Annotated in this window: 18 protein-coding genes and 1 riboswitch; of the genes, 11 read left to right on the top strand and 7 right to left on the bottom strand. The window is 47.0% G+C overall.

The window, feature by feature from the left end:
* The first annotated feature begins 282 nt into the window (after positions 1-282).
* The gene (locus L5M40_RS01685; protein WP_263176221.1) at positions 283-2,157 is read left to right on the top strand and encodes a choice-of-anchor I family protein; all 1,875 of its coding nucleotides are present in this window, start codon (positions 283-285) and stop codon (positions 2,155-2,157) included.
* Between the two features lie 115 nt (positions 2,158-2,272).
* Here the strand turns inward: L5M40_RS01685 and L5M40_RS01680 are convergent, their stop codons facing one another.
* Positions 2,273-3,664 carry an SLC13 family permease gene (locus tag L5M40_RS01680; RefSeq protein WP_263176220.1) on the bottom strand — a complete coding sequence of 464 codons (1,392 nt, stop codon included), beginning with the start codon at positions 3,662-3,664 and terminating at the stop codon, positions 2,273-2,275.
* A gap of 80 nt (positions 3,665-3,744) precedes the next feature.
* Between L5M40_RS01680 and L5M40_RS01675 the strand changes: the two genes are divergently transcribed.
* Positions 3,745-4,563 carry an AraC family transcriptional regulator gene (locus L5M40_RS01675; RefSeq protein ID WP_173244669.1) on the top strand — a complete coding sequence of 273 codons (819 nt, stop codon included), beginning with the start codon at positions 3,745-3,747 and terminating at the stop codon, positions 4,561-4,563.
* 120 nt (positions 4,564-4,683) lie between these two features.
* Here L5M40_RS01675 and L5M40_RS01670 read toward each other — a convergent pair whose 3' ends face one another.
* Together L5M40_RS01670 and L5M40_RS01665 are read right to left on the bottom strand one after the other, a co-directional pair.
* On the bottom strand, positions 4,684-7,245 hold the full coding sequence (locus L5M40_RS01670) for a glycoside hydrolase family 15 protein (protein WP_263176219.1): 2,562 nt from the start codon (positions 7,243-7,245) through the stop codon (positions 4,684-4,686).
* 149 nt (positions 7,246-7,394) lie between these two features.
* Positions 7,395-9,056, bottom strand: coding sequence for an MFS transporter (locus L5M40_RS01665; protein ID WP_263176218.1), 1,662 nt, complete (start codon positions 9,054-9,056; stop codon positions 7,395-7,397).
* An 890-nt stretch (positions 9,057-9,946) separates the two neighbouring features.
* Here L5M40_RS01665 and L5M40_RS01660 point away from each other — a divergent pair.
* On the top strand, positions 9,947-10,240 hold the full coding sequence (locus L5M40_RS01660; RefSeq protein WP_198572268.1) for a YciI family protein: 294 nt from the start codon (positions 9,947-9,949) through the stop codon (positions 10,238-10,240).
* 211 nt (positions 10,241-10,451) lie between these two features.
* Complete coding sequence (locus L5M40_RS01655) at positions 10,452-11,459, top strand: class I SAM-dependent rRNA methyltransferase (protein ID WP_263176216.1); 1,008 nt, start codon at positions 10,452-10,454, stop codon at positions 11,457-11,459.
* 94 nt (positions 11,460-11,553) lie between these two features.
* Here the strand turns inward: L5M40_RS01655 and L5M40_RS01650 are convergent, their stop codons facing one another.
* From L5M40_RS01650 to L5M40_RS01640, 3 genes are all read right to left on the bottom strand, one after another.
* Positions 11,554-12,003 (bottom strand): carboxymuconolactone decarboxylase family protein, encoded by a 450-nt coding sequence (locus L5M40_RS01650; protein ID WP_263176214.1) that lies wholly within the window; start codon positions 12,001-12,003, stop codon positions 11,554-11,556.
* A gap of 37 nt (positions 12,004-12,040) precedes the next feature.
* Positions 12,041-12,961: a helix-turn-helix domain-containing protein gene (locus L5M40_RS01645; RefSeq protein WP_263176212.1), complete on the bottom strand. Its 921-nt coding sequence runs from the start codon at positions 12,959-12,961 to the stop codon at positions 12,041-12,043.
* Positions 12,962-13,341: 380 nt separating this feature from the next.
* Positions 13,342-15,504 carry a glycoside hydrolase family 97 protein gene (locus tag L5M40_RS01640; protein ID WP_263176210.1) on the bottom strand — a complete coding sequence of 721 codons (2,163 nt, stop codon included), beginning with the start codon at positions 15,502-15,504 and terminating at the stop codon, positions 13,342-13,344.
* 267 nt (positions 15,505-15,771) lie between these two features.
* On the opposite strand from L5M40_RS01640, the gene L5M40_RS01635 reads away from it, so the two are divergent.
* The 3 genes from L5M40_RS01635 (at position 15,772) to L5M40_RS01625 (ending at position 18,119) form a co-directional block, all read left to right on the top strand.
* Positions 15,772-16,563: a tRNA (adenine(22)-N(1))-methyltransferase gene (locus tag L5M40_RS01635; RefSeq protein ID WP_263176209.1), complete on the top strand. Its 792-nt coding sequence runs from the start codon at positions 15,772-15,774 to the stop codon at positions 16,561-16,563.
* Between the two features lie 271 nt (positions 16,564-16,834).
* Positions 16,835-17,365, top strand: coding sequence for an NUDIX hydrolase (locus L5M40_RS01630; RefSeq protein WP_263176207.1), 531 nt, complete (start codon positions 16,835-16,837; stop codon positions 17,363-17,365).
* Between the two features lie 190 nt (positions 17,366-17,555).
* Positions 17,556-18,119, top strand: a complete 564-nt coding sequence (locus L5M40_RS01625) for a tRNA-uridine aminocarboxypropyltransferase (RefSeq protein WP_411569006.1) — start codon at positions 17,556-17,558, stop codon at positions 18,117-18,119.
* Between the two features lie 102 nt (positions 18,120-18,221).
* Here L5M40_RS01625 and trhA read toward each other — a convergent pair whose 3' ends face one another.
* The gene (gene trhA / locus L5M40_RS01620) at positions 18,222-18,905 is read right to left on the bottom strand and encodes a PAQR family membrane homeostasis protein TrhA (protein ID WP_263176203.1); all 684 of its coding nucleotides are present in this window, start codon (positions 18,903-18,905) and stop codon (positions 18,222-18,224) included.
* Positions 18,906-19,399: 494 nt separating this feature from the next.
* On the opposite strand from trhA, the gene L5M40_RS01615 reads away from it, so the two are divergent.
* The 4 genes from L5M40_RS01615 (at position 19,400) to L5M40_RS01600 (ending at position 26,217) form a co-directional block, all read left to right on the top strand.
* Positions 19,400-20,776, top strand: a complete 1,377-nt coding sequence (locus tag L5M40_RS01615) for a hypothetical protein (protein ID WP_263176201.1) — start codon at positions 19,400-19,402, stop codon at positions 20,774-20,776.
* Positions 20,777-20,943: 167 nt separating this feature from the next.
* Positions 20,944-21,042, top strand: a riboswitch (TPP riboswitch).
* Between the two features lie 201 nt (positions 21,043-21,243).
* Positions 21,244-23,367 carry a phosphomethylpyrimidine synthase ThiC gene (gene thiC, locus L5M40_RS01610; RefSeq protein ID WP_263176200.1) on the top strand — a complete coding sequence of 708 codons (2,124 nt, stop codon included), beginning with the start codon at positions 21,244-21,246 and terminating at the stop codon, positions 23,365-23,367.
* A 2-nt stretch (positions 23,368-23,369) separates the two neighbouring features.
* Positions 23,370-25,322: a thiamine phosphate synthase gene (gene thiE, locus L5M40_RS01605; RefSeq protein ID WP_263176241.1), complete on the top strand. Its 1,953-nt coding sequence runs from the start codon at positions 23,370-23,372 to the stop codon at positions 25,320-25,322.
* Positions 25,315-26,217: a HesA/MoeB/ThiF family protein gene (locus L5M40_RS01600; RefSeq protein WP_263148129.1), complete on the top strand. Its 903-nt coding sequence runs from the start codon at positions 25,315-25,317 to the stop codon at positions 26,215-26,217. The genes thiE and L5M40_RS01600 overlap by 8 nt, the downstream gene beginning before the upstream one ends.

Genomic DNA, 26,217 nt, shown 5'->3' with positions numbered 1-26,217 from the left:
AGGCATTAAGCAATAGCATAGTAAAGCGCTAGGACAAATAAACCAATCTTTGCGATGATTTCTTTACCGTATTTTACCGATTAAATTGTAACTAAGTAGCAAGTCTCGATAATCGAGGCATAACCTTGGCGGCTCGAGCCGTTATCCTCCAATATGCTTCATTCAAAAGTGTTAGTTGTCATCTGAGTGTCACTGCTTTGTCATCTAGGTGTCTTTTATGCTGACTAATTTAGTGGGCTTTAGCTTCACCTTACTAAAAATAAAATATTCAGGAATGACACGATGAAAACACAACGACTCCCGCTTGCAGCCGCCATTATGGCGAGCTTATTACTCGGTGCTTGCAGCGGTGATGATGGCGCTGCAGGTGATAAAGGCGACAACGGCCTAAATTCACTGGTTAAAGTGACCGCATTAACTATCGGTGATGCAAATTGTCCCGCCGGTGGTCAGCGAATCGATACCGGATTAGATGCCAACCATAATGGACAATTGGATGACAATGAAATTGCGGTCGCGCAAACCCAATATGTTTGCCAGCCACAAACTGCAAGCTTAAAAGCTGAGTTAATTGGTCGTCATCAGACTGGCGTTTATGGCTTAAGTGCCGCCGAAATCGTTGAATATCACAGTGCATCTAACCGTATTTTTGTGGTTAATGCGATCAGCGGCAAAGTTGACATCATAGATGGCAGCTTATTAGGGACCTCATCAAACGCCACAGATCCTTTAGCATTGAATAATCTCGACAAATTAGCAGAACTCGATGTTGCTAAGGATGTGGGTCAAGCCTTTATGGGTAGCGTTAACAGCGTGAGTATTTCAGGCAACTTGTTAGCGGCTGCCATTGAGCGTGGTGACGCTGCAGGCAATAAAACTCAAGCCAATGGTTTTGTAGCTTTTTATCAGCTTAATGGCACAGATGCTCCGCAGTTTATCAGCGCCGTCGAAGTCGGTGCTTTACCCGATAATGTAGTGTTCACCCACGACGGTAAAACCTTACTCGTGGCCAATGAAGGCGAACCTAATCCTGCTTATACCTTAGATCCTGAAGGCAGTGTTGCGCTGATTGCTATTACTGACGGTAAGCCCGCAGCTACTGCGACCATCATAAATTTTAGTGCGTTTAATCAGGGCGGTGCGCGTGCAAGTGAAATCACTGCTGACATTAAAATTAATGGTCCAATGGCGAGTGTGGCGCAGGATTTAGAACCTGAATATATCGCCATTAGCCAAGATAACCGCCGTGCATTTGTCAGTTTACAAGAGAACAATGCTATTGCCGTGATTGATATCGCCAATGCGAAAGTCTCTAAGATTTTACCGCTAGGCCTTAAAGATTACGGGCTTGGTGTGAATAAAATTGATGCGAGTGACAAAGATAATCTTGTTAACCTGCAAAGCTACACAGGGGTGTACGGTCTGTATCAACCCGATACCCTTGCTAGCTACCGTTGGAATAACACTGACTTTATTGTAACTGCGAATGAAGGAGATTCCCGTGACTATGCGGCTTTTTCGGAAGAAACCCGCGCAGGGGATTTAGTGCTCGACCCGAATCACCCACAATTTGCCGCCGCAAAAGATAAAACCCAATTAGCGCGTCTTAAGGTAACGAAGAGCATGGGGGACGATGATAAGGATGGCGACTACGACAAAGTCGTGAGCTTTGGTGCTCGTTCCTTCTCGATTTGGAATGCTGATGGCCAGCAAGTGTTTGACAGTGGCAGTGATTTTGAACGTATTACCGCCGCACTACTGGGGGATAAGTTCAACAATAACAACGAAGAAAATAAAGGTGATAGTCGCAGTGATGACAAGGGGCCAGAGCCAGAAGCTTTAGCCCTAGGCCAAATTGGTCAACGACTATATGCCTTTGTTGGTTTAGAACGTACCTCTGGCTTTATGATCTATGACGTGACTAATCCTTTTGATGTGCATTTTGTCGACTATGTTGTGAACCGTGATTTTGAAGCTGACTTCGTTGTCGATACCGCTACAGGTGCAGTCAAAGGTGATGCAACATTGGCGGGTGATTTGGGACCAGAAGGGATGAAATTTGTCAGTGCCGATAAAAGCCCTAACGGTAATCCTTTGTTAATAATAGGCAATGAAGTTAGTGGCACCACGAGTGTTTACCAACTCAAGATCAAGTAATTGAGTTTTACTCAGTCACCTGAGCATCGCGCTTTGGACGTGGGCCTTGTGAGTTCTTGATATAACCGCTCTAAAATCCACCATTGGCGGCATGAATACCGCCAATGGTGAGGGTTTAGGCTATCCAACCGAGCCATAGCCACCATAAATAATCCAGTGGCATGAGTGCAACTAGAGTTATTGCCGCTAGAGGTAAGGTGATGCGAAGTAGTTTAGTTAATGGCTCTTGGGATAATTGCATCGCCAAAATCAAAGGAGCCACCTGATAAGGAAAAATCACGGTTGAGAAACCGATCACCTGCGTCATTAATACCGCAGGGGTGGAGAAGCCAGTTGCATTGGCAAAGTCTGCTGCCATGGGGGATAACACAGTCGGCACGCCTGGAACCGTTGCCACTAATCCTGTTAGCGTCGCGATTAACGATAACGACATAAAATTCAGGAACGATGCCCCTTGCTGCAATGGTAACCATTCACTGAACAGTTGACCTAGCGCAGTGCCGAGCCCGGAATGATTGACCAATGCTCCCAGACCTAAGGCCGCCGCGACAAAAATGACGGTCGACAAATCCACTGAACTATTAAAACTCTTAGGCTCAAGCACTCCCCATTTTGGGAGCAATAACAAGATAGCCGTTGTTAATCCTACCCAAGCGGGGTTGATGCCGTGCAGCGAGTCAGTCACCCAAAAGAGCAAAGTAATCGCCAGTAACAGTGCAACTTTCTTTTGCATACCAAGGTTATAAGCTTCTTTTTCAATAACGCGTTCAGGCTGATTTTTATCAATTTTTGCAGGAAATAGGAAGATAACTAGCGCCACAATCAATATCGATTTGAGTAAACCAAGGATTGGAAAATGCAATAAGAGATACTCAGTATAACCAAAGTGGATATTGAATAGATTCTCACTGGAACCCGCTAATATCATGTTGGGAATATTCGCGGGCAACACGGCAAAACTGGGCATGTTACACGCCAGTGCCAAGGCGGTCGCAATGCCTATCCGCCCATGGCTACCACGAGCAAAACCGACTTGCTTGGCTAACGCCATACCAATAGGCACCAGTACCACTGCACGGCCAACGGATGAGGGCATCACAAAGCCAAGCAGCACGGCACTAAAGACCAAACCCGCAATTAAGCGTGGATAACTTGTGGTCAGTATTGGGGCAATCAAACTGGCCATTCTGCGACTTAAACCTGACTGAGTGATTGCACTGCCGATCACAAACCCTGAAATGATTAACCACACCGCAGTTGAGCCGAATCCGGAGAAAAGTATACTCGGCTCAATGAGTTTAAAAATGGTGGCAAGGGCAAAAAAGATTAACCCCGCCATAAAGGGCGGGAAGAAACCTGTGCTCCAAAACATCAAGGTCACTAACACTACGCCTGCGCTGTAGGAAAACACCGCGGGATGCTGACTTAGCGGAAAAAGCGCAAGTAAAGTAGCGATCAACAGTGCACTGAAAAACGCTAGCTGTTTAACGCCAATAAAACGTTTCATGTTTACCGACCTATTGGGTTGAATACGTAAAAGATGCCTACTAAGATAACTGACTTGGTTTGGCGTTTTAAGAAGGTAATATGTCAAAGTATGTTCCTAAAGCGACATTGTTAACACCCAGTGATGCGGCGTTTATCATAGATGCCAATCGGCCCGTGCTGACCCATACTCGCAATATGGCGGCGGAAGCGGGCATCGAACCTCACTCGCACCCGCGGGGTCAGCTACTTTGGGCCGCCAAAGGTTTGTTACGTGTTCGCAGTGAAAATGCCGTCTGGGTGGTACCCTCAACCCATGCCGTTTGGATCCCTTGCAATCTGCCCCATCAAGTGAACAGTGAAACCCACGCCCATACTCGCAATATTTATATTGACCCTAGCTATGGCGTTAGGCCACAGGATACGCAAGTGGTGATGGTGACTATGACAGCGTTGATGCGCGAATTAGTGCTTAAACTTTGTGAAAGTTCACATCTTATGGACAGTGGACAACTGCATCGGCTGGGTTTGGTTGCCATCGATGAGCTCCAAACTCTGGACAGTCTGGATGCCCATTTACCCGCAGGCTCAGATCCAAGACTCAGCCGCTTGATCCAAACGCTGATCCGACGTCCAAAAGTGAGTTACTCACTGACCGAGTTAGCCGAAATGGGCGGCGCGAGTGTGAGAACGATTGAGCGACTATTCAAAGCTGAAACTGGGCTTACTTATCGACAATGGCGACAAAGATTTCGTTTGTTAAATTCGCTTGAGAGCTTAAGCCAAGGGGAGAGCACGACTATGGTGGCCCATAGTTTAGGTTATTTGAGTGTCAGCAGTTTCAGTGCCGCCTTTAAAATGCAATTTGGTTGCACGCCGCAAGATTACCCGCAGCATAAGCCTATGAAAAGCGGGCGCTAAATCAGGCATCATAAAACCGTCTATAAAAAGCTAGAACAACATCTAGGATGCTGTTCTAGCCTTCAATTTATCAAAGTATCGTTAAGCTAATGCGCTATTTTAATTGGCTATTTCAACTTGTCATTTCAATGCCGCTGGGACGATAGGGTAATAATCCCAGACTTGGCCATCGGTCATTGAGCGCACCAGTTTGATGTATTCGGCATGGGTCCAGGCAAGCGGTGTGGCAGAGTTGGTGCCTTGTCCGAGTTGGTAATGATAGCGGGTGGCATCGCCGACACCGTCCCACGCTTGCTCGGGTAACATCATGCCCGCATTCGCAAAGGTTTCCATGCCTTGCACATAGGTGTTGATTAACTGCTGCTTGGTTTGCTGCGCGTTATTGCCTGTTAGCTCGCCTTTTGCTTGGGCGAGTGCTAATTCAAAATGACCACGCTCGCCGGTGAAGAAGGGCCAGACTCGGCCGCGTTGATCGGCGCTGTTGCTGCCAGATTCCGCATAGTTTTTGCCAGTAACCGTATCCTCGCCGTAACCGTCGTTGCCATAACGTCTAAAGCCTGGGATAGTGCTGCCATCTTTGGCGGTAAACTCGTATTTAAGGCGTAGGTTGTGCTCAAGCTCTGTATTATCAATCAGTTGAAGGCTTTGATTGATTAGCTTGTCAGTTGTACCGCGCACGCCATAACGTACTAGTTCTAAAAATCCGCCATCGAGGATCTGACGTTGATCTAAACCTTGCTTACCGTTATTTGCCGCCAGTGTATCGCTAGTATTTGGCTCTCCATTCGGGCTTAAACGTAAATAGTAGGGCGCGCTGACGCCTGCGCTGTTTTTCAATAGCCCTTGGGTGGTGACTAAGTGTTTTTCTAAACTATTACTTAAGTCTTTGGCGGCGGTAAGATAACGGGCGCTTGAAGTAATATCTTTAGCTTCTTTGGCAATTTCACTCGCGGCAACAAGACCGGCGATCACGGCAGCCGTTGTCGAGGGGGAGTAACCCGCTTGTTCTTCCCAACGTTCTTGCTGAGTTTTAGGTGGGGTGATTTGGGTGTGATTCCAATCCAGATTGACCTCACCGCCACTGATCAAGAAGTCCGCTGCACCTTTGAGCATCTCTTGATACCAGTGACTGATCTCATCAGGGGTGAGTACACCCGCTTGCCAGAGTTTCCAGCCGAGCATGATAGGCATGGCGGTTTGATCGAGCTGCACGCCGACCCATTCAATTTGGCCATCCACATGGGTCTTTTGCAGGAACCAACCGGGCGTACCCGTAAAGCCAGGCGTCTTTTCGGTCACTTGCACTTTTTTCAGGTATTCGAAGGCCACTTTGGGCGTTTGCGTGTCACCCATGGCGAGGAATGCCATGGCGCATTGGTAAAAGTCGCGCGGCCATACCGCCTTATAGCCAGTGCTCGGCACGGCTGCCGAAACCGTATCGCCCCAAGGATTAGATAACGAGGCGATAAGTGCGCCCGCATAGGTTTTATCTTCCTGCGCTTTCAAGACCATAGCGCTGGTATACAGCAGCTTGCCGCTATCTGTGGTGTTGTTAGCCATGTTAGCAATGGCGGACAGTGAGTTTAAGTAATCGTGCCAGCCGGTGTTGTATTTGCTGAGCACAGCATCATAACCTGCGGCTAAGCTGGCATCGGCATTGGCTAAACTCTGTGTTTCATCTTTACCAAAACCGATGGCGAGATTAAAAGTGACGGGTTTGGCTTTGATAAGCGTAGGGTAACTCGCGGTAAAGGCGATATTGCCAACGGTCGATTTATCTTGCGCACTGGTCGTTTGATAGGGCGTATCGAGTTTGCCGTTATCGGCCAAATCGGCTAGGCCATCGGAGACACCGACAAAGCCAGTCGTAGCCTGCACAAAATTCAGATCGGATTTTACCGTCATTACGCTACTGTCTTTGGCGGCGGTATAGGCCACCAGCGCCTGATTATTAGCATGAGTGTTGGCATGACTGTCAGTATGAGTGTCGATGCGGCCGATATCATTGGCGCCCGCATTGTCGATATGCGGATTGACATACAAATGCGGTGTAATGCCATCTTCAAAGGCGGTAAAGGTGACACGCATCATCAAAGTGTCGCGGTCTGGATCGGTAAAGATATGCTTTTCAATCTGATACTTACCTTCAACATCTTTATTGATAATTTTATAGGCAAGGGATTGCGGGCGACCGTTAGCATCGGTATCTAAATATTCTATGCTGCTGATGGTGTTCTCTTTTTCGGTATCGACAAAGCCATTACCTGTGACCACAAATTGCAGTTCTTTGAGCTGCGCATTATGGATAAGACCATACATGGTTTCGGTTAAAATACCTTGGGCGAGGGAGAACCAAACGCGGCTAATGGGATTTTGCTTGGCATCTTGATATTGACCTTGGGTATAAGGCTCGTAAGACGTCCCAATACCAGTTTTACCCGAAAATGCCCAAGTCGGCGCTTTACCTGGTGCGCCGGGCGCAACCTGCTGCACACTTGGCGCTGCATTCACACTTGTGGCAGTTGTTGCTGAATTCGATGTGGGTGAACAGGCTGTGAATCCTATTGTCCCTAATAGACTTGCGGCGACGGCAAGCGCTAGGCGGCTGCGCTTTGTTAACGCTTGTGTGTGACGGTTTTGGTTGGTGTGCAGATCCTGCTGCGGCGTAGGACTCGATTCCATCTCGTTCTCCCCAAATAATGGTTTTATTTTTATAGTGATTGAAATTGATAAAGATATTTTATGCTGCTGTGATTAGCCAAATGACCGAATTCACCGCGCTTAACATGCATTGCTGCATGTCGCCTAATGTGTATCGCTGTTATAAAGAGCTAACTTTTATGTGTTAATTTGCTTGTGGCTTTCGTGATTAAGTGGGTCTTGCGGTTCATCGCTTCACTTTGATTATTTGAGTTATTTTGTTCGACAATGTCTTGGTCGACAAATAATACGGCAATGCCTGCACACATCATCAAGACGCCACCTGTGATCAGTGCATAAATAGGTTGACCATCGAACAGACCATTGAGCACTAAACCCAGCACACTGGCGGCAAGAAGCTGCGGGATCACGATGAAGAAGTTAAAAATCCCCATGTAAACGCCCATTTTTTGCGGGGGTAACATGCCCGACAACATGGCGTAGGGCACAGATAAAATTGACGCCCACGCGATACCGACACCTATCATAGGCAGCCATAACAGGCTTGGGTCTTTAATAAAAAAGAAACTAATCAAACCTATACCACCACAGAACATATTGACTGTGTGGGTCAGCTTGATGCCAATACGCTTAGCCAGCATAGGAATAAAAATCGCGGCAATGGCGGCAAAACCATTGTAGGAGGCGAACAGTACGCCGACCCAATCTGCGCCGTCGTTATAAGCTTGGGACAACACATCGCTGCTGCCAAAATGGTAAGAAGTCACGGCGGCAGTGGTGTAAATCCACATGGCAAACAGTGCGAACCAAGAGAAAAACTGCACGATCGCCAGTTGATGCATGGCTTTGGGCATATGGAACAAGTCATCGACCACGCTAAATACCATGCCGAGCTTATTGCGTTCAGCGGGTTGTGAATTGCCCAAACGCAGCGCGCAATATAGTTGTAATGGGCCAAAGGCGAAAATCCCTAAGCTTAAGATATACAGTTGTTTATCTAAATCCTGCGCCCAAATAGTGAAGGTGAGCAGGGCGCCGAGACCCATCCACACGAAGGAGGCAAATTGATAATCCTTGCGGGTACGAGTGCGGGCTAAGGTTTGATCTTCAGCATTGACTTGTTTTGCGTTAAAGCTGGCTAATTCTTCAGGGGAATATTCTCTTGACGATACGACAGTCCAACTGACGGCGAGCAATAATACTGTGCCGCCAAAATAGAAGGCATAACGTACTGAATCGGCAATTTCACCTGCTGGTGCAGTATTCGCAACATCAAAAAAGTGAGTCAAAATATAGGGTAAGGCCGAAGCGACCACAGCGCCAATGCCGATGAAAAAGCTTTGCATGGCATAGCCTTGGGTACGTTGGCTTTTCGGTAAATTGTCACCGACGAAGGCGCGAAACGGCTCCATGGCGATGTTGATCGAGGCATCCATAATCCATAACATGCCTGCGGCAATCCACAGAGTAGGCGAGTGCGGCATGATAAAAATGGCAAGGGTAGTAAAAATCGCGCCAATCAAAAAATAGGGGCGGCGACGGCCAAGGCGTCCCCAGGTGTTATCACTCAAATAACCAATAATAGGTTGAACCAATAAACCCGTCAGTGGTGCGGCAATCCACAGTATGGGAATTTCATCGATAGAAGCCCCTAAGGTTTGAAAAATGCGGCTGACGTTGGCATTTTGCAGGGCAAACCCAAATTGAATGCCTAAAAAACCGAAACACATATTAAAAATTTGCCAGAAACTCAACTCAGGTTGTTGCTTGAATGCATGCGGCAACTGAGGCGCTGCGGCTTGATGGGGATCTTGCTGGTAATTCGAAGACATTGAACTTCCTTTCTGTTGCCGGCAGTCGTTCTGCCTTGAGTGCTTATTGTTTTAATTGTTTTGCCTAGCAATGGATTGGCACTGTACTTTGCTTTTATGTGGTGAGCTATTTCATCACAGCCAAGAGCATACAATAAAAGCTAAGAGTCAGATTCATGGCTTATTCATGGTAGTTTCGCGCATGCCATGAATGAGTGTACTCTGTGAAAAAATGGCGAATATACTCCTCCCTCAGAAGCATATTCGCCGATAAATTCATTTCAAATTTGGGCTAACACCTTAATTCAAAGGGGTTAGCCCAAGTGAGTGGCCTAAAGCCAGTCAGCAGAAAGAACTTAAGCCTGATAGCAATCCTTGTATATAACCCTATCAGAAACGACCTCACAGATTTCAAACCCCACAAGCAGAGGGTGAAACGAGCGGATTTATAGTAGCCTCGGCGTAGATTTTTGCACAACTGCTTACATACGTATTCATCATGGCTTAGTAACTGGATGGAAACATAGGTGTAACGCATCTAGACGGTTTATCAATAGTCATAGGCTTGCTGGAATGCTCAAATAACTCTCTAATCTTGTTGGAATACTTGATGATCAGTCATTGCATTATTTTTTAGAAAAAAGGGTATTGTTATTGCGGATGTTAACTGAGTGATAAAATCAACCGCAGCATAACTGACGGCGAGTTCAATGCACTTAATCAGAGTCAGCATGCAATCAATATCCAGTACGGATGCCGATAGCTTGACTCGAAAGTCGCGCACTCTGCACTATGATAATAGCCAGCCTAGATATGGTGGGATCAGATAGGTACTTAGCTTATGATGATCGCCAGATTAAGTGTTTTTCGTTCGATTATTTTAAATTTTTTCAGTTGATTAAAGGATCCCTATGTTTGTTGTCTCGCTTACCTATAAAAAGCCAATTGCAGAAGTGGAGTTACATTTAGCCGCCCATATTGCTTATCTTGATGAGTATTATGCCGCAGGGACTTTTGTCGCCTCGGGTCGTAAGGTGCCACGTACCGGTGGCGTCATCCTCGCCAAGGCTGAAAGTCGCGCGGCGCTAGAGGCTATTTTGCAGCAAGATCCTTTCTGCATTGCCGATGTCGCTGAGTTTGAGGTGATAGAGTTTGTGCCGACTAAAACGGCGCCAGGGTTAGAGCCGTTGCTTGAAGTGATTTAACCTACATCTTTGTTTGAAAATTATTCCGTGCACTTGGTTATAACAGGCTTGGCGGGTTGGGGGACATAGAGTTCCCCCCATTTGGGTGTTAGTCGGTGTTTATGCTGTTTTCGGGGCGAACTTTTCCGATATTCTGCGACCTAGTTTGGTATTATGCCGTTTTCCCTCTTGAAACCTTACGCAGGTTTCCGCTGCGCGAGTCCCGCTTTTTATGTCTATTCAAACGCTGTTATCGACGGCTCTGGCGAAACGCCATGATTTTTTACAACAAGCAGAACAGGATCAAACCGATTGTTTTCGGGTGTTCCATGGCACAGTCGAAGGCGTCAGTGGCTTGAATATCGACCGTTATGGCGATACTTGGCTAGTGCAGAGTTTTCATCAGACCTTAACCGACGAAGAGTTGGTTGATGTCGGCACTGTTTTGTTGCAACAGGCCGATTTGCCGATAGTGTATAACGATCGTTCATTAGGCCATTCCCGTGTATTGAATGCCTTATCTCCCGCACTGACAGAGATTGCGAGTTCTGAGCGAGTAATGCAGGAAAATGGCATCAAGTTCAGCACTAAACTGCGCCACGAAGGACAAGATCCGCTGTTATTCCTCGATATGCGTATTGGCCGCGAATATGTGCGGGCACACAGCCAAGATAAAACTGTGCTGAATTTGTTTTCCTACACCTGCGGCATTGGTACTGCGGCAGCTATCGGCGGCGCGACTCAGGTGATGAATGTTGATTTTTCTTCCTTTGCTTTAGCGACGGGCAAAGCGAATGCGGCGTTAAATCAGGTGTCGAATGTATGTGAGTTTGTGCAGAGTGATGCGTTTCCGGCATTGCGCCAATTGGCAGGCTTGAGTGTGGGAGGGCGTCGCAATCAAAAATTACCGAGTTATCCCAAATTGGCGCAAACCCAGTTTGATCTGGTGTTCCTCGATCCGCCGCGTTATGCCAAGAGTGCTTTTGGTATTGTCGATTTGGTTAATGATTATCAAGGTTTGTTTAAGCCCGCATTAATGGCGACCAAAGTCGGTGGCACTATCGTTTGCTGTAACAATGTGGCGAAAGTCGAGCGCCAAGCATGGTTCGACAGTTTAGTGCGCTGCGTTGAAAAACAAGGCCGTACAGTCACTACGTACACTTGGCTCGATCCCCATGAGGATTTCCCTTCGTTCGATGACAATCATCCACTTAAAATAGTGGCGCTGGCATTAAGTTAACTATACAAACGGCATAGTGATAAGAACTACATAGTGATATTAACAAGCAGGGCACCCGATTCGGTGCCCTTTTTATTTGTCCATTTATGTGCCGCTAGATGGGTTGCAAGTGGAAGGCAATCGCGACGCGGTTCCAGCCATTAATGGCAATGATTAAGCTGGTGAGGTCGACAATTTCTTTCTCGGAATAATGCTCTGCAAGCGCCGCATATTGACTGTCATGCACGGGGGCAGTAGCAACTTGGGTTAAGATTTCTGTCCAGAGCAGCGCTGCACGTTCCCGTTCATTAAAGATTCCATCGACCTCATGCCAAGCGGCAAGTAAATCTAAACGCAGCTGTTCTTCACCGTCGCTTCTGGCTTCTTCGGCGTGCATTCGCTGACAAAACGCGCAGCCATTGAGTTGCGATGCTCTGAGCTTGACTAAATGCACCAGTAATGGCGTAAAGTGGGAGTCGCCGGCTGCTTTGTCTAAGCTTAACAGTGCCTTGGCGAGTGCGGGTTGTAGCTGATAAATTTGCTGGCGTGGTATACGTTCTGACATAAAAGCCTCCTATAAGCTGAGGCTTCAATCTAAGCGGTTAGCGCGACCTAGGATTGGAGATTTGCGACATTTTACGCTTTTTGTATTGCCCTGGAGTTTGCTGTGTCACCCGCACAAAGTGTTGATGTAGATGGGCTTGATCGTAAAATCCGCAATCGAATGCAACCTGCACTAGGCTGAGGTTAGGTGATTGGCTGAGTAGGTTACGGGCGACTTTGACTCTGTTTAATTGCAGTAACTGCGCCGGCGACAATCCGGTTTCTTGTTTAAATCTTCGTTCAAACTGGCGGCGACTTAAGGGCAGTTGCTTATAGAAATCCTCTAAACTGGTTTGGGTTTGAATAAGCTTTGGTAAATTCGCCTGCACTAAGCCAACCATAGCGCTTTTATGTCGAGTTAACACCGCAGTAAATTGCCGCAGGGAGAGTTGCAACAACCAGTGCTCAAGTAGGGCGATGCGTTGGGCCGGCTGATTAGTTTCCGCCAGTTGTGATAACAGTTGCTCCAATCCAGTTAGCTGCAATTGCGTCGCATCAATAGTCGTCACTGATGAAGTAGACAGAATATCTTGCAGTTCAATGCCGAGTAAATGAAACGCGCCGCCGGGGTGAAAGCGAACTGTCATCAGCTCGATTCCTGGCAAAAAGGCGTGGGAATGTCGGCTCTGACCACAATGAAACAATACTTGAGGCTCTTCGCCGCTGAGCGTTTGAGTCAGTGTTTGTGTTGGCGTTGGGAAATAGAAATGCAGGCTAGTGCCGCCGTCAGGATAAAATGTCTGCTCAATGCTCTGCGGTAAATCAGTCGCTACGCGCAAATGAAAATAGCGCTGCACCCAAGGGCGAAGTGGCGCTAAGGGTTTAAAATGGCTAAAGCCTAAGTGCGCGAGTTCAGTTTCGAAACGTTTAAAGCTGCGCATTTCTAATAAATTTGCCCGATATCGCAAGCTGAGCACCATAAGGAAGAAAGTAAGGTCAGATTAATCTAACTGAGGCATTTTTGCACCTGTGTTGCTTGTACGCATTTGCCTTGGGCTGGATTGAACAGTCTGTGGTGTTGGCTAGTTTGCGAGGGTATTTAAAGCCTGTGTATTCGGTTCATGCTGATTTGTCGGCCTAGGCAAGAACTGAATTTACGCCAACATCAGCTAAGATGCTTCGAGGAGGATTAACTTTTACGTTTTGTATTGGGATAAACAGGTGCTATCTGGCAATAAAAAGTCACCAAGGACAAGGTACATCCTTGGTGACTTTCTGTTTTTTTACTCTGTATTTTCACACTCGCTTAAACACGTTGTTAACGCGCTAACGTTAACATGCTGAATTTAAAATACTAAACTTAAAGTACTTTGAATCTGATTGCCGTGCCGCCACTGCTGGCGAGTGCGAGGTTTAGGCTATCTTTAGCGATCACCTCTTTTGTTTCAATCACATAATCATAGGGATTGGTTTTCCAATCGGCCTTTGAACCATCGCGGTAAATTTGTGCTTGATAACGTTTATTCGGGGAGAGGAAATCCAGTTTGACCGTGACCTTGCGTGCGGTTTCATCCGTGAGTGCGCCTAAGTACCAATCACCTTGATCCTTCGCTTGGCGGGCAAAGACCACATAGTCACCGACTTCACCGGCCAGCGCGACACTTTGATACCAATCTGTGGGCACATCGCGGATAAATTGGAAGGCATCTAAGTGCTTTTCATAATTGCGCGGTAAGTCTGCTGCCATTTGGATTGGGCTATAGAGCACAACGTACAAGGCGAGCTGTTTGGTCAATGTGGTTTGCACACGATTTTCAGCATCCAACCCCTTGGGCGCTAAGTCAAAAATTCCCGGGGTAAAGTCCATTGGACCCGCAAGCATGCGAGTAAAGGGTAACATGGCCGTGTGTTCAGTGCTGTTTGGTGGGCTCCCCCAAGCATTGTACTCTTGGCCGCGGGCACCTTCGCGGGAGATCCAGTTCGGATAGGTTCGGCGCAGGCCTGTGTCTTTGATCGGCTCGTGGGTATTGATACTGATATGGTGTTTCGCTGCTTCAGTGACATTGTGCAAATACTCACCGACCATAAACTGGCCGTCGTGCCACTCGTGACGGGTAATGCCTTTGTTATCGATGCGCTTGATTTGGCCACCATCGGCGACATAGCCTGTCTTGACTTGAGTAACACCGTGCTGCTCATACAGGGCGAAGGCATCTGCCATTTGCTCGCGATAATGCGTGACTGAACCCGCTGTTTCATGGTGGCCGATTAAACGTACACCTTGCTTTGCTCCGTAGGCTGTGATGGCGGGCAGATCGAAATCAGCATAGGCCTTGGTAAAGCTAAATTGATCGCCGTTGTGGAACCAGTCGCCGTCCCAACCTTCATTCCAACCTTCTACTAGTACGCCATCAAACTGATATTTAGCGGCGAAATCCATATAACGCTTTGTTTCACTGGTGGTTGCGCCATGGGTTGGGCCCGAGCCCCAGGTATTTTCGTTTAAGTGCATTCCCCACCAAATACCGACGTATTTCCCTGGTTTTACCCAAGTAACATCGCCGAGTTTATTGGGTTCATTGAGGTTTAGGATGAGGTGCGAATTGAGTAGCCCAGTTGCTTTGTCGGCAATTTGAATGGTGCGCCATGGCGTATAAAAACCCACTTGGGTTTTGACGCGAATACCGTCGGACCAAGGCGTGAGATCCGCCTTTAGTTTGCCATCTCGCTGTTGATCTAAGGTCATGGCGGCAAAGTCCACCAAGGCGGCTTCGTGGATACTTAAGTGCGTACCGTCTGCGAGTTTAAAGGTGAAGGGGGTATGGGCTCTATCGACGTCTTTAAGCGCTGTGGTGCGATATAAATATTCGTAGCGATTCCAGCCGCGGGCAGGGATCCACCATGCTGTGGCTTTATCGCTCTTGCCGACATTGAACTCGGTTAACTCGTCAGTGATGGATAGCGGCGAATTGGCGGGCAGGGCTGCTTGTTGGGCTAAGTGATAGCGAAAGCCAATCCCATCGTCAAAGGCTTTAAATTCGATTTCGAGTTGCACCTTGCCATTACTTAATACAGCAGTCAGTTGATTGTGTTGATCGCGGATCCATTCCTGTTCGCCCCAAGGTTGTTGCCACTTTTCATCGGCACTTTGTTTATCGCTGCTTTTTATCTGTAATCCTTGACCGAGTTCGCCAAGGGATTGAAAAACTAAGCCTAAGCGGCTCGGTTCTATGACTGTCTTGCCGTGAAAATCGATTTTATATTCGGGGCGGCCAGTATCATCACTCAAGCTGATTTGAATTTGTTGGTTGGGTGAGCTGACGATAACGGTTTTGGCAAATACGTTGGCACTAAAAAGACTCGTGACCGCAAGGGCGATAGCTGTAGGGCTTAATAGCGCTTGCGATAGCTTTTGTCGCGATGAGCACTGGCGAGTGTGGCTGTTTGTTAAGTGGCAGTCTGTTACGTGACGGGCAGTTAAGTCGCTGCGAGTGAACTGAATAGGGTTGGTCTTGATGAACATTCCTTGATCCTTGTTTTTATAATGAATGTGACTCACAGCATACTAGTGGCGATGGCTTTTTAACCGCAACGGCCTGCATACGTATTCACCACATTAAGGCGTGGCGTGACAGACGTGACGAGAAGCATTGCGAGGGCACGAACAAAAGATGTGGTTTGCTTTTGACTCGGGTAAACTGCGCGCTTTCTTTTTGCTTAAAAATGCAATTTAGCGTGGGATTTACAGTGGGATTTACAGTATTTGGAGCCGCAGTAGTAAGGTCAAACCGTGAAAATTAGCCAACGTTTGCAACAGATAAACAGCATGATCACTGGTCATTACGATCATATTTGGGATTGCTGCTGCGATCATGGTTTGCTCGGTATGCAGTTGTTAAAAAGGAGCGCTGCCCGCCACGTGCACTTTGTTGATTGTGTCCCTTTGCTAATGCAGGCACTTGAGCTGCGTTTACAGCGTTTCTTTCCTGCTGACATATCAGGCCTTAATCCCAACTTAGCGCCACACTCAGATCCAGACTTAAACCTAGACATAGATCCCAATTTAAGTTGTCATACTCAGTGGCAAGTGCATTGCCTCGATGTCGCGGCTTTACCGCTCGAGCAAACCAGTGACAAAGATAAACAGTTGATTATCATCGCTGGCGTGGGTGGTGAATTGCTGGTGGAATTAGTGCGGGCAATTCTAGCTCAACACCCACAGCGGCACCTCGAGTTTATTTTGTGTCCCGTGCATCATAATTACTATGTCAGGCAATCACTTTCGGCCTTAGGGCTAGGGCTTAAGTCGGAACTCTTATTGGAAGAGAATCAACGTTTCTACGAAATCCTCCATGTCAGTACAATCGTGGCTCCAAATGGTCTGCCTATCACTGCTACGGGGTCGTTAATGTGGCAGACGTTAGATGAAGTAAGTTTGCCGCGAGCACACCGCTACCTGTCGCAGGTGATTGGCCATTACCAACGCATGCCGGCGCACAAGCAAACTCCTGAAATTATTCACGCCTATCAGCAGCAATTGGCCCAGCTCTTGAGTGAGCATAGTGAGCTTGAATGCGCTTGAGCATTTTGCCGCTTGGGCATTACGTTAAGAATGACTATGAGCACCAAAGATGAGGATCAGGCGAAAGAGATGATACATCGCGATCTCGTTGTTAATATTATGGGCAAAACGATTTTAGCATAAACCGTTAACAATCAATCTTGTAATCGTTAAAACCTATTAATCACTCGGACTGGACTGAGTGTGATCATTGCCTCTGTGGCAGTTTTTGATCTGCATTTGGCGCATTTTCGTTTATGCTGCGACTCCTTTTCGGCAAATGGCTACGACTATGCGTTTATTGAGAACTACCCAAGATCCTGCGGTTAACCTACAGACGGCACGCGTTTTTTATCGCAGAGCTGCCCGCGCGATAGTGTTATCGGGTGAAGACATTTTGCTACTTTATACCCAAAAATACCGCGACTACAGCTTACCCGGAGGCGGAATTGATGATGGCGAGAGTCTTGAAGATGGACTGATCCGCGAGCTACAGGAAGAAACCGGTGCCTTAGACATTCAAGTGTTAGCGCCCTTTGGTCGCTATGAAGAGTTTCGACCTTGGTACCGTGAAGGAGCGAATGTAGTGCACATGGAGTCATTCTGTTATGTGTGCCGTATTGACATCACATTGGGCGAGCGTGGTTTAGGTGAGACTCGATTAGAAGCCCATGAGATTAAAAATGGCATGCGACCTCAATGGCTCAATATTCATCAAGCTATCGCCCATAATGAAGATATTCAGCGTAATCATCCCCATAAAGGCCAATCAATAGAGCGTGAAACTTTTCTGCTAAAAAAGATAGTGTTGGAATGTTTGTAAGTTTTATCATTTTTAAATCATAACTTTAAACTATGATTTTATTTCATGTCAAACTTGGTTTTCTTGGTTTATTGGCGATTGAACGCCGTTATTTTAACCTGATTTTTTAAGTGGATGTGCTTCGAGTCTGTGCCTGACTCAGTGGATGTTTAAGACAATTTCTCACTCTTTTGCCGCAGCAGGGAAGACAATGCAGATTATTTTATTGACCCACGAACGCGAGTTAACTCGCAAAACGAATACTGGCCAACTTGCGTTAGCCGCATTCCCTGAAGAGGTGAAAAGCATCGTCTGGTCGAGAACGGCACCTGATAACGATTTAGTGGCTATGTTGGCATCGCAGCAGGCTAAACTGTTGTTTCCAGCAAGTGATACTGAGCACACTGGGCCCATTGATCATAATGCCTTAGATACGGTTTTAGCTGAGCCAGCGCTCTCGAACGCACAAGCCTTGTTAGTGCCTGCGCAATCTACAGTCATAGCAGCACAACGAATGCCGAACCAAGTGGTGATTTTAGATGCGACTTGGCAGGAGGCGCGTAAGATGCTGCGCCAGAGTCCCTATCTCAAAACAGCCGCACGAGTCAGTTTGCCGCCACTTATGCCTGAATCCGCCTTTATATTGCGGCGTAATCAGCAAGAAGGGGGCTTGTGTACCGCAGAATGTATTATTGCGCTTTGGCGCCAGTGTGGCAGAGCAGAACAAGCGACGCTATTAGCGTCGCTGTTTGCTGAATTGAATAACCGTACTTGATTGCAGTGTTTGAGAGAGTGTTCGAGGAAGTGCATGAATAGATAATTAACGACTTTTAGCTTTGACCCATAGATAAATCACCATCAGTTAAATCATAGTCATTTAAATAACAGTCAGATAAATACACAGAAAGTGGCTCATGGCACCGCCGAGCACAAACAAATGCCAAATGGCATGATTGAATGGAATGCGTTTACCGACGTAGAATACAACCCCTAAGGTGTAAAATAACCCGCCTAAGATCAATAGATTAAAGCCTACCTCTGACATCGCCGCCGTTAAATCGCCCATCACAGTGACACATAGCCAGCCCATAGCGAGATACAAGACTAAGCTTAACTTTTTGAATTTGTGAATAAACAGTGTCTTAAATAGGATCCCACCAATTGCAAGCGACCAAATAGCCGTTAAAACCACTATCGACTGCGTGCCTTGTAAGCTTATCAGCATCAAAGGTGTGTAAGTTCCTGCAATTAAACAGTAAATAGCGCAGTGATCGGCGATCTTCAGTTTATGTTTCCAGCCTGAATGGCTAACGCTGTGATATAACGTCGAGCATAGGAAAAGCACTATGATGCTCGCACCATAAATGGTTACGCCCGTAAGTTGAATTGGCGTTAGGTGATCTTGACCTTTAAGCAGCATGAGTACCAATGCCACAATCCCCGCAATGACACCTAGGCCATGGGATACACTGTTAGCGATCTCTTCTTTGATACTATATGGTCCAGATTTTACTGGTTTTTTAACTGTATTTGGCTGTTCGATAACACTTTGACTCGACATGGTAGATACACACTCGTAAACGATAATGACTGAGTCTATCAGTTAGAAAAATAAATCACCATATTTAAGCGTACACTTGTAAGCTTAAATTTATGGTTGGCTTCTATTTTTCATCTTTTAGATTTTTAACGCCGTCTTGCACTCCCATCAGTGCATCGCATTGATGATGCTACTCGCTTCAAGACGTGAGATTTAACATTCAATTTAGCGCGATTATGATCCCAATTCCCAGCCTTATTTGTCTTAACTGGCAAGTGGCTTATCAAGCACTGGCGTAAAGTACTGTGCTTGTAGCAGGTTGCATTCGCATTGAACTTTGCTCTGTTTTCCTCCTCTAATCTGCGTTGAGCACTCGTAAGTAAATGCAATCAATAGATAATTCGCTTTCAATATTCACCAACCCGATATTGGATTGATATTGAATTAGAGTGTAATCGTTCCACGTTAAGCATCATTGAAATCAATGGATACTATACAAAACCTAAGGATGGATTTTGCCTTTTCAACATCAACCTAAGGCCGCGCCTTTATTGACTGCATCTCCTACAGTGATAGCGATTGGAGATGATGCCAATAGTGCTTTTCTGATTTCGGTCACATCGCCAGAAGGCGAGACTTTTATCGCCTTTGATCATCACCTCGGTGAACTGGATGCTGCTCAAACGCCTGTTTTTACCACTGATACGGAGCCATTAGCGTTCAATAGCGATACAGGTCATTCAGCCTCTAAGCATGACATCAAAGGCATAGCTCAAGATAAAACCCAAGATTTGGTACTGCAAGAAATCCATGCTGAACATCAACATCAACATCAACATAAATTGGTTCCTGAGTCTGAATCCAAACCTGAACTGTCTAGGACAATACAAACTAGTGCTCAGGGATTGGGTACGGGATCCGTTTTGCGTGCTCGTCAGCCATATGTCAAAGAATTAAGTCTGTTATTTTTCGTACTCTTAGTGCATGTGTGTTTATTTTTACTTATCTGCATTTTGTGGCGCCCGCAGTTAAATCCCTTTGGATTGAAGGAAATAGAAAGCCGTGGCCCTAAAGTGGCAGCGATCAAGGCTTACTTTATTTATGCTCCCGCGGTAGAGAAGGCTGAAAGCGCTGCGCTAGAAACAGAGAGCAAGGCCGAGGATAAGACTGAAGCGACAAGTTCTGTTACGCCTACAATTGTTCCCACGCCTGCAACTCAAGTTAAGCCTCTGCCAATACTTGAAAAGGTCATGCCTGAAACAATAGCACCCGAAAAGGCCGTCTCTGAAAAAGTAGAGTCGGAAAAAGTGAAGCCGGATACAGTTAAACCGAACATCACTCAATCGAGCCAATCTCAATCAAAGAAAACTCAATCAATTGCCCCAAGTGATGAACAACCCACTGAAACGATGGCAACAAAACCAACGAATACGTTGGATACCTCAGAATTAAAGCCGCAGCTTGGCGTTAAGAGTTCGCCCGCAGCAGAAGGTGAGAGCACAATAGCGACAAGCTCAAGCATGAGTTTATTCACTCAGCAATATTTTGAACGTCAGCGCGAGCAAGCGCTCGATGATCTCGTCATTGAACAGGCCGATAAGTTCACCCGGAAATCGAATATGAGTGAAATGAGCCCAGAGATGGAAGTGTTATTTGTCCCTAACGCCGATGATTTCGGTGGCACGACGAGTCTGGATTTACCCTTAGATCCAAATCGGATTGTGCGTAAAGGGGATATTTGTTATCGCGTGGTACAAGTCGGCACTCAAGTTAATCCTAACGCCGAAAATTTAGGTTTTCCCATTAACTGCAGTGGCAAAAAAATCAATCAAGCTATTAATGATGCCATTCAATCTCGATTAAACAAAATGATGCTCAAACCCCATAAATAGTGACTTTCTTTTATGATTTATTTTCATTCTAATTATGGATTTTTTAGTTTAATTTTATTTAATCAATTAAAAACAATTAATTATGAATCTTTATTTTGGATTGGTGGTTAAGGTTTTTAATTGCTTTTTTCCTTGTTTGTTGCTGCCACTTCTGTCTATACTGCGCACTCATCTTGTCGGAGTGCCTCTTGGCTGAGACCGTTTATTCGGGATCCGTTGAACCTGATCAGGTTAAAACCTGCGAAGGAAACAAGCGTAATAACACACATTAAATCGCTAAAATAGACGGCTTGAACACCTGTTTACTCAGCAGTGTTTTAAGCCTTAATGTTTAGATTTAATCGTTATTGAGCAGGGTAACTCAATTTTTGAAGCCAGTGTTGGCCACAAAAGTTGATTGCCATGTCCAGCTATCAACAACTCAATTCTCCAGACAAGCAACTCCATTTTTTAACGTGAGATTGCTTATGTCCAGTTCAAACCCAAACCCAGCTGTAGCTGCCAATGCGATAGAAATCACAGCACCAGAATCGACAATCCCTAATAAATCGACAGTGCCTAATAAATCGGCTGAGTCTAGTCAATCAATCGTGCCTAAGGCGCCGAGTCGCCGCGAAACCCGTGCGCAGTCCCAAGCCTTTATCGATACGTTAGCGCCACTGCAACATCCTAATTCACAAAAGATTTATCTCGAAGGTTCCAGTGCCGATATTCGCGTTGGCATGCGGCAAATTCTGCAGACTGACACATTTGTCGGCGGTACTGATGATGCGCCTATCATGGAAAAAAATCCGCCAATCCGCGTGTATGATTGCGCCGGACCTTATTCCGATCCTGAGGCCGACATCAATGTGCGTCTAGGCCTTGGTAAATTAAGACAAAACTGGATTCTAGCCCGCAACGACACAGAGCAATTATCCTGCGCGACCTCAGACTTTACCCAACAAAGACTCGCCGACGACGGTTTAGATCATCTGCGTTTTGAGGCAGGCTCGAGTGCCATTGTCCGCCCACGCAGAGCGCTGCAGGGCAAACGAGTCAGTCAATTACACTATGCCCGTCAAGGGATTATCACGCCAGAAATGGAATATGTGGCGATCCGCGAGAACATGGCACTTGCGCAAGTACAGGATGAAATCCTCAATCGTAAAGCCAAGGGCGAAGCCTTTGGTGCCTTAGTCGGCGAACCGATTACCGCCGAATTTGTCCGCGCCGAAGTTGCCCGTGGCCGCGCGATTATTCCGCTGAATATTAACCATCCCGAAGCCGAACCTATGATTATCGGGCGTAACTTTCTGGTGAAAGTGAACGCCAATATCGGTAACTCGGCGGTGACGTCTTCCATCGAGGAAGAAGTGGAAAAGCTCGTCTGGTCTACCCGTTGGGGCGCAGATACGGTAATGGATTTATCCACGGGTCGTTATATTCACGAAACCCGCGAGTGGATCATCCGCAACTCACCAGTGCCCATCGGCACAGTGCCGATTTATCAAGCGCTGGAGAAAGTGAACGGCGTGGCAGAGGATTTAACGTGGGAAGTGTTCCGCGATACCTTGATTGAACAAGCTGAGCAAGGTGTTGATTACTTTACTATTCATGCTGGTGTGCTGCTGCGTTATGTGCCGATGACGGCTAAACGTGTTACTGGGATCGTTTCTCGCGGCGGTTCAATTATGGCCAAATGGTGCCTGAGTCATCACAAGGAAAACTTCCTCTACAGCCATTTTTGTGAGATCTGTGAGCTTTGCGTCGCTTACGATGTATCCCTGTCTTTAGGTGATGGTATGCGTCCCGGATCGATTGCCGACGCTAATGATGCAGCCCAGTTTGCAGAGCTTGAAACCTTAGGTGAGCTAGTCAAAATCGCGTGGGAATACGACGTACAAACCATTATCGAAGGGCCGGGACATATCCCGATGCAGCTCATTAAAGAGAACATGGACAAGCAGTTAGTTCACTGCGACGAGGCGCCGTTTTACACGCTTGGCCCACAAATCACCGATATCGCACCTGGGTATGATCATTTCACCTCCGGCATAGGCGCGGCCATGATTGCTTGGTATGGCTGCGCTATGTTGTGTTACGTCACGCCAAAAGAACACTTAGGACTACCGAATAAACAAGATGTTAAGCAAGGTTTGATTGCCTATAAGATTGCCGCCCATGCTGCCGATGTGGCAAAAGGTCATTCGAGTGCGCAAATTCGTGATAATGCGCTGGCAAAGGCGCGGTTTGAATTCCGCTGGGAAGATCAATATAACTTAGGGCTCGATCCTGAAACCGCGCGTGCTTATCACGATGAATCTTTACCGCAGGAATCCGCTAAAGTCGCGCATTTTTGCTCTATGTGCGGCCCTAAATTTTGTTCGATGAAAATCACCCAAGATGTTCGCGCCTATGCCGCTGGCTTAGAGGCGGCACAAGCGAAGGCGGAGCAAGTTGAAGCGGCTGCCCAAGCTATGCAAGTCACAATCAAGACGCCGCAGGAGTTGGAAGCGGCAATGGCGCTAAAATCGGCACAATTTGCTGCCTCGGGCGCCGAGATTTATCACGTTAAAGACAAGCTCGTCGCCGAAGCTGAGGAAGCCTAATGATGCTGGGTATTCATGGGGGGAAATTGCCCATGAATACCGAGCGCCCCGCGTTTGTCTGGACTATAGCCGGTTCAGACAGCGGCGGCGGTGCCGGTATTCAGGCGGACTTGGCAACGATTCAGGATTTGGGCTGCCACGGTTGCAGCGTGATCACCACAGTGACGGCGCAAAGCTCAGTGGCGGTCACTTTAGTCGAGCCCGTATCAGCGGCGATGTTAATGGCTCAGTTGACCACTTTACTTTCAGACTTGCCACCCAAAGCGATCAAAATCGGCTTACTGGCAGATCAATCTCAAGTCGCATTGCTGGCAGATTGGATCGCGAGTTTTAAAATCCACTATCCATCAGTGCCTGTGATTGTCGATCCTGTGATGGTCGCCAGTTGTGGTGATGCATTAGCAGTAGATAACAGTCAGGATATAAAAAGTACGGCTAAATCAGCCTTAGATTTTAGGCCTTTCAAAGGTTTAATCGAACTTATCACGCCCAATGTGCTTGAACTTGGGCGGTTAACTCACAGTGATGTTTCGACCAAATCGCAGTTCGTTGCTGCAGCACAGGCTTTATCCCAGAGTTTAGATTGCAGTGTGCTCGCTAAAGGGGGCGATGTGAGCTTCGGCAGCACTGACATTCTTGCTGATACTCATGCTAAAACTCACGATAACACTCATGCTCAAACTCAGGCTAATGTTCATGTTAGCACTCTCGATAGCAACGGCTGGGATTTTGAGCTTGCCGAGGATTATCTGGTTTGCCATCAAGTACGCGCTAGCTCTGAGCTGCATCAAAATGGGCGTTTCTGGTTGGCAAGCCCGCGGGTTAATACACGTCATAACCATGGCAGCGGCTGTACTTTGTCATCGGCCATTGCCGCCGTGTTAGCGCAGGGTTTTGTATTGCAAGATGCGGTGGTTGTTGCAAAAGCCTATGTGAGTCAAGGCTTAAGCGCGGCGATTGGTTTAGGGCAAGGTCCAGGGCCGTTGGCCCGTACGGGGTGGCCCAATGACTTGTCCCGCTATGCCAAGATAAATCTGTGTGATGGCAATTTTATTAGTTATCACCTCAACCAACATTTTGATGTTGGTAATGATTTAGTTGCAACAGTTTTTTCCGCAACAGATCAGGCAACCGCTCAGGTAAGAATAACTTCGACGCCAGCTCAATACATCTCATCCCACGGTTTTAAAGTGCTCGATGCCGATCTTGGTGTTTATCCCGTGGTGAGTGACTTAACCATGCTGGAGAGTTTGTTAGCTGCGGGCGTTAAAACCGTACAGTTACGGATAAAAACCGATTCAAGCGAGTCAACCGCTGCAGTGTTAGCCGAATCTGATTCAGGTAAGTCTGCGCTAGGTAGATGTGAGTCAGGCAAATCTAAGTCAGGCGAACCTGAGTTAATTGGCTCTGAATTAGAGGCAAAAATTCAAACGGCTATTGCCTTAGGCAAGCATTTTAATGCGCAGCTTTTTATCAATGATCACTGGCAGTTAGCGATAAAATACCATGCCTTTGGGGTACATTTAGGCCAAGAAGATCTCGCCGTTACCGACTTAGCGGCCATTCAAGCCGCGGGACTCGCGTTAGGTCTATCCAGCCACAGTTATTTCGAGTTGCTATTGGCGCATCAATACTCGCCATCCTACATAGCGCTTGGGCATATATTCCCAACCACGACGAAGCAAATGCCTTCTGCGCCCCAAGGGCTCGCAAAACTTAAGCACTATGTGGCGTTACTCCAAGACCATTATCCCTTGGTCGCCATTGGCGGCATCGACTTAGATAATCTGGCAAAGGTGAAAGCTACTGGGGTAGGCAATATTGCTGTGGTGCGCGCAATAACGAAAGCTAAGGATCCGTTAGCAGCGTTCGCAGAGCTGAGCCAAGCTTGGGAGCAATGTAGCTTGTCTGAAGAACTGGCTGTAAAGCATAAGTTGGTTGCAAAGCATGAGTAAAAAACCACCGCTTTCTCACGCAGACGTTCTCAGCGACGGAACACAAAGCGCTCATACACTCAGTGATGCTGATTTCATCCGCTATTCTCGGCAAGTCTTATTGCCAGAAGTCGGTGAGGCAGGGCAATTACAACTGGCCGACGCCAGCGTTGTTATTGTAGGGCTTGGCGGTTTAGGGCAATTGGCGGCGCAATATCTGGCCTGTGCAGGTATTAGTCGCTTGACCTTAATCGACATGGATAAGGTTGAAGTTTCGAATCTACCAAGACAATTGCTATTCACCGATGCCGACATTGGACTCAATAAGGCGCGAGTTGCCAAGCAAAAGCTTAAAGGCTTAGCGCCGCAGTGCACTGTTACTGCCCATGAAACAGCATTTAGTGCTGAGACATCAGCTCATCACTTCGCTGAGGTTTTACAATTAAAACAACAGGGTAAAAGAGTGCTCGTGCTTGACTGCACTGATAACTTTGCGACTCGCCAATCCATTAATCGCTGCTGTATCGAAGCTGCTTTGCCTTTAGTCAGTGCATCAATCGCAGCATTTAGCGGTCAATTGTTTGCAGTCAATCAAATGCAGCTCCCCTCTGGCGGTTGCTATCACTGTATTTTCCCCGCACAGACAAGAGTGTCGCAGAGCTGCAGTACCCAAGGTGTACTCGGCCCCAGCGTGGGCGTGATGGCGTCAATGCAATCTTTGGTGGCTATACAACTCTTGCTGAGTGTGGACAGCGGTTGTGATGAACCGAAAAATGCCTTGTTGGGGCGTTTTTGGCGCTTCGACGCTAAGTCACTTGCATGGACAGCTGCGGTATTAACGCGGGATCCCCACTGTGACGTGTGTGGTCCCAAAGGGGCTTATCTATCATCAAATAAAGATAGTCTTGAGGTTTGA

Origin of the sequence: Shewanella sp. SM68 (assembly GCF_025653925.1) — a bacterium.
GTDB classification, from domain to species: Bacteria; Pseudomonadota; Gammaproteobacteria; order Enterobacterales; family Shewanellaceae; genus Shewanella; species Shewanella oncorhynchi.
Note: the sequence above shows the minus strand (reverse complement) of the source record. Positions and strands in the feature narration are given on the sequence as shown.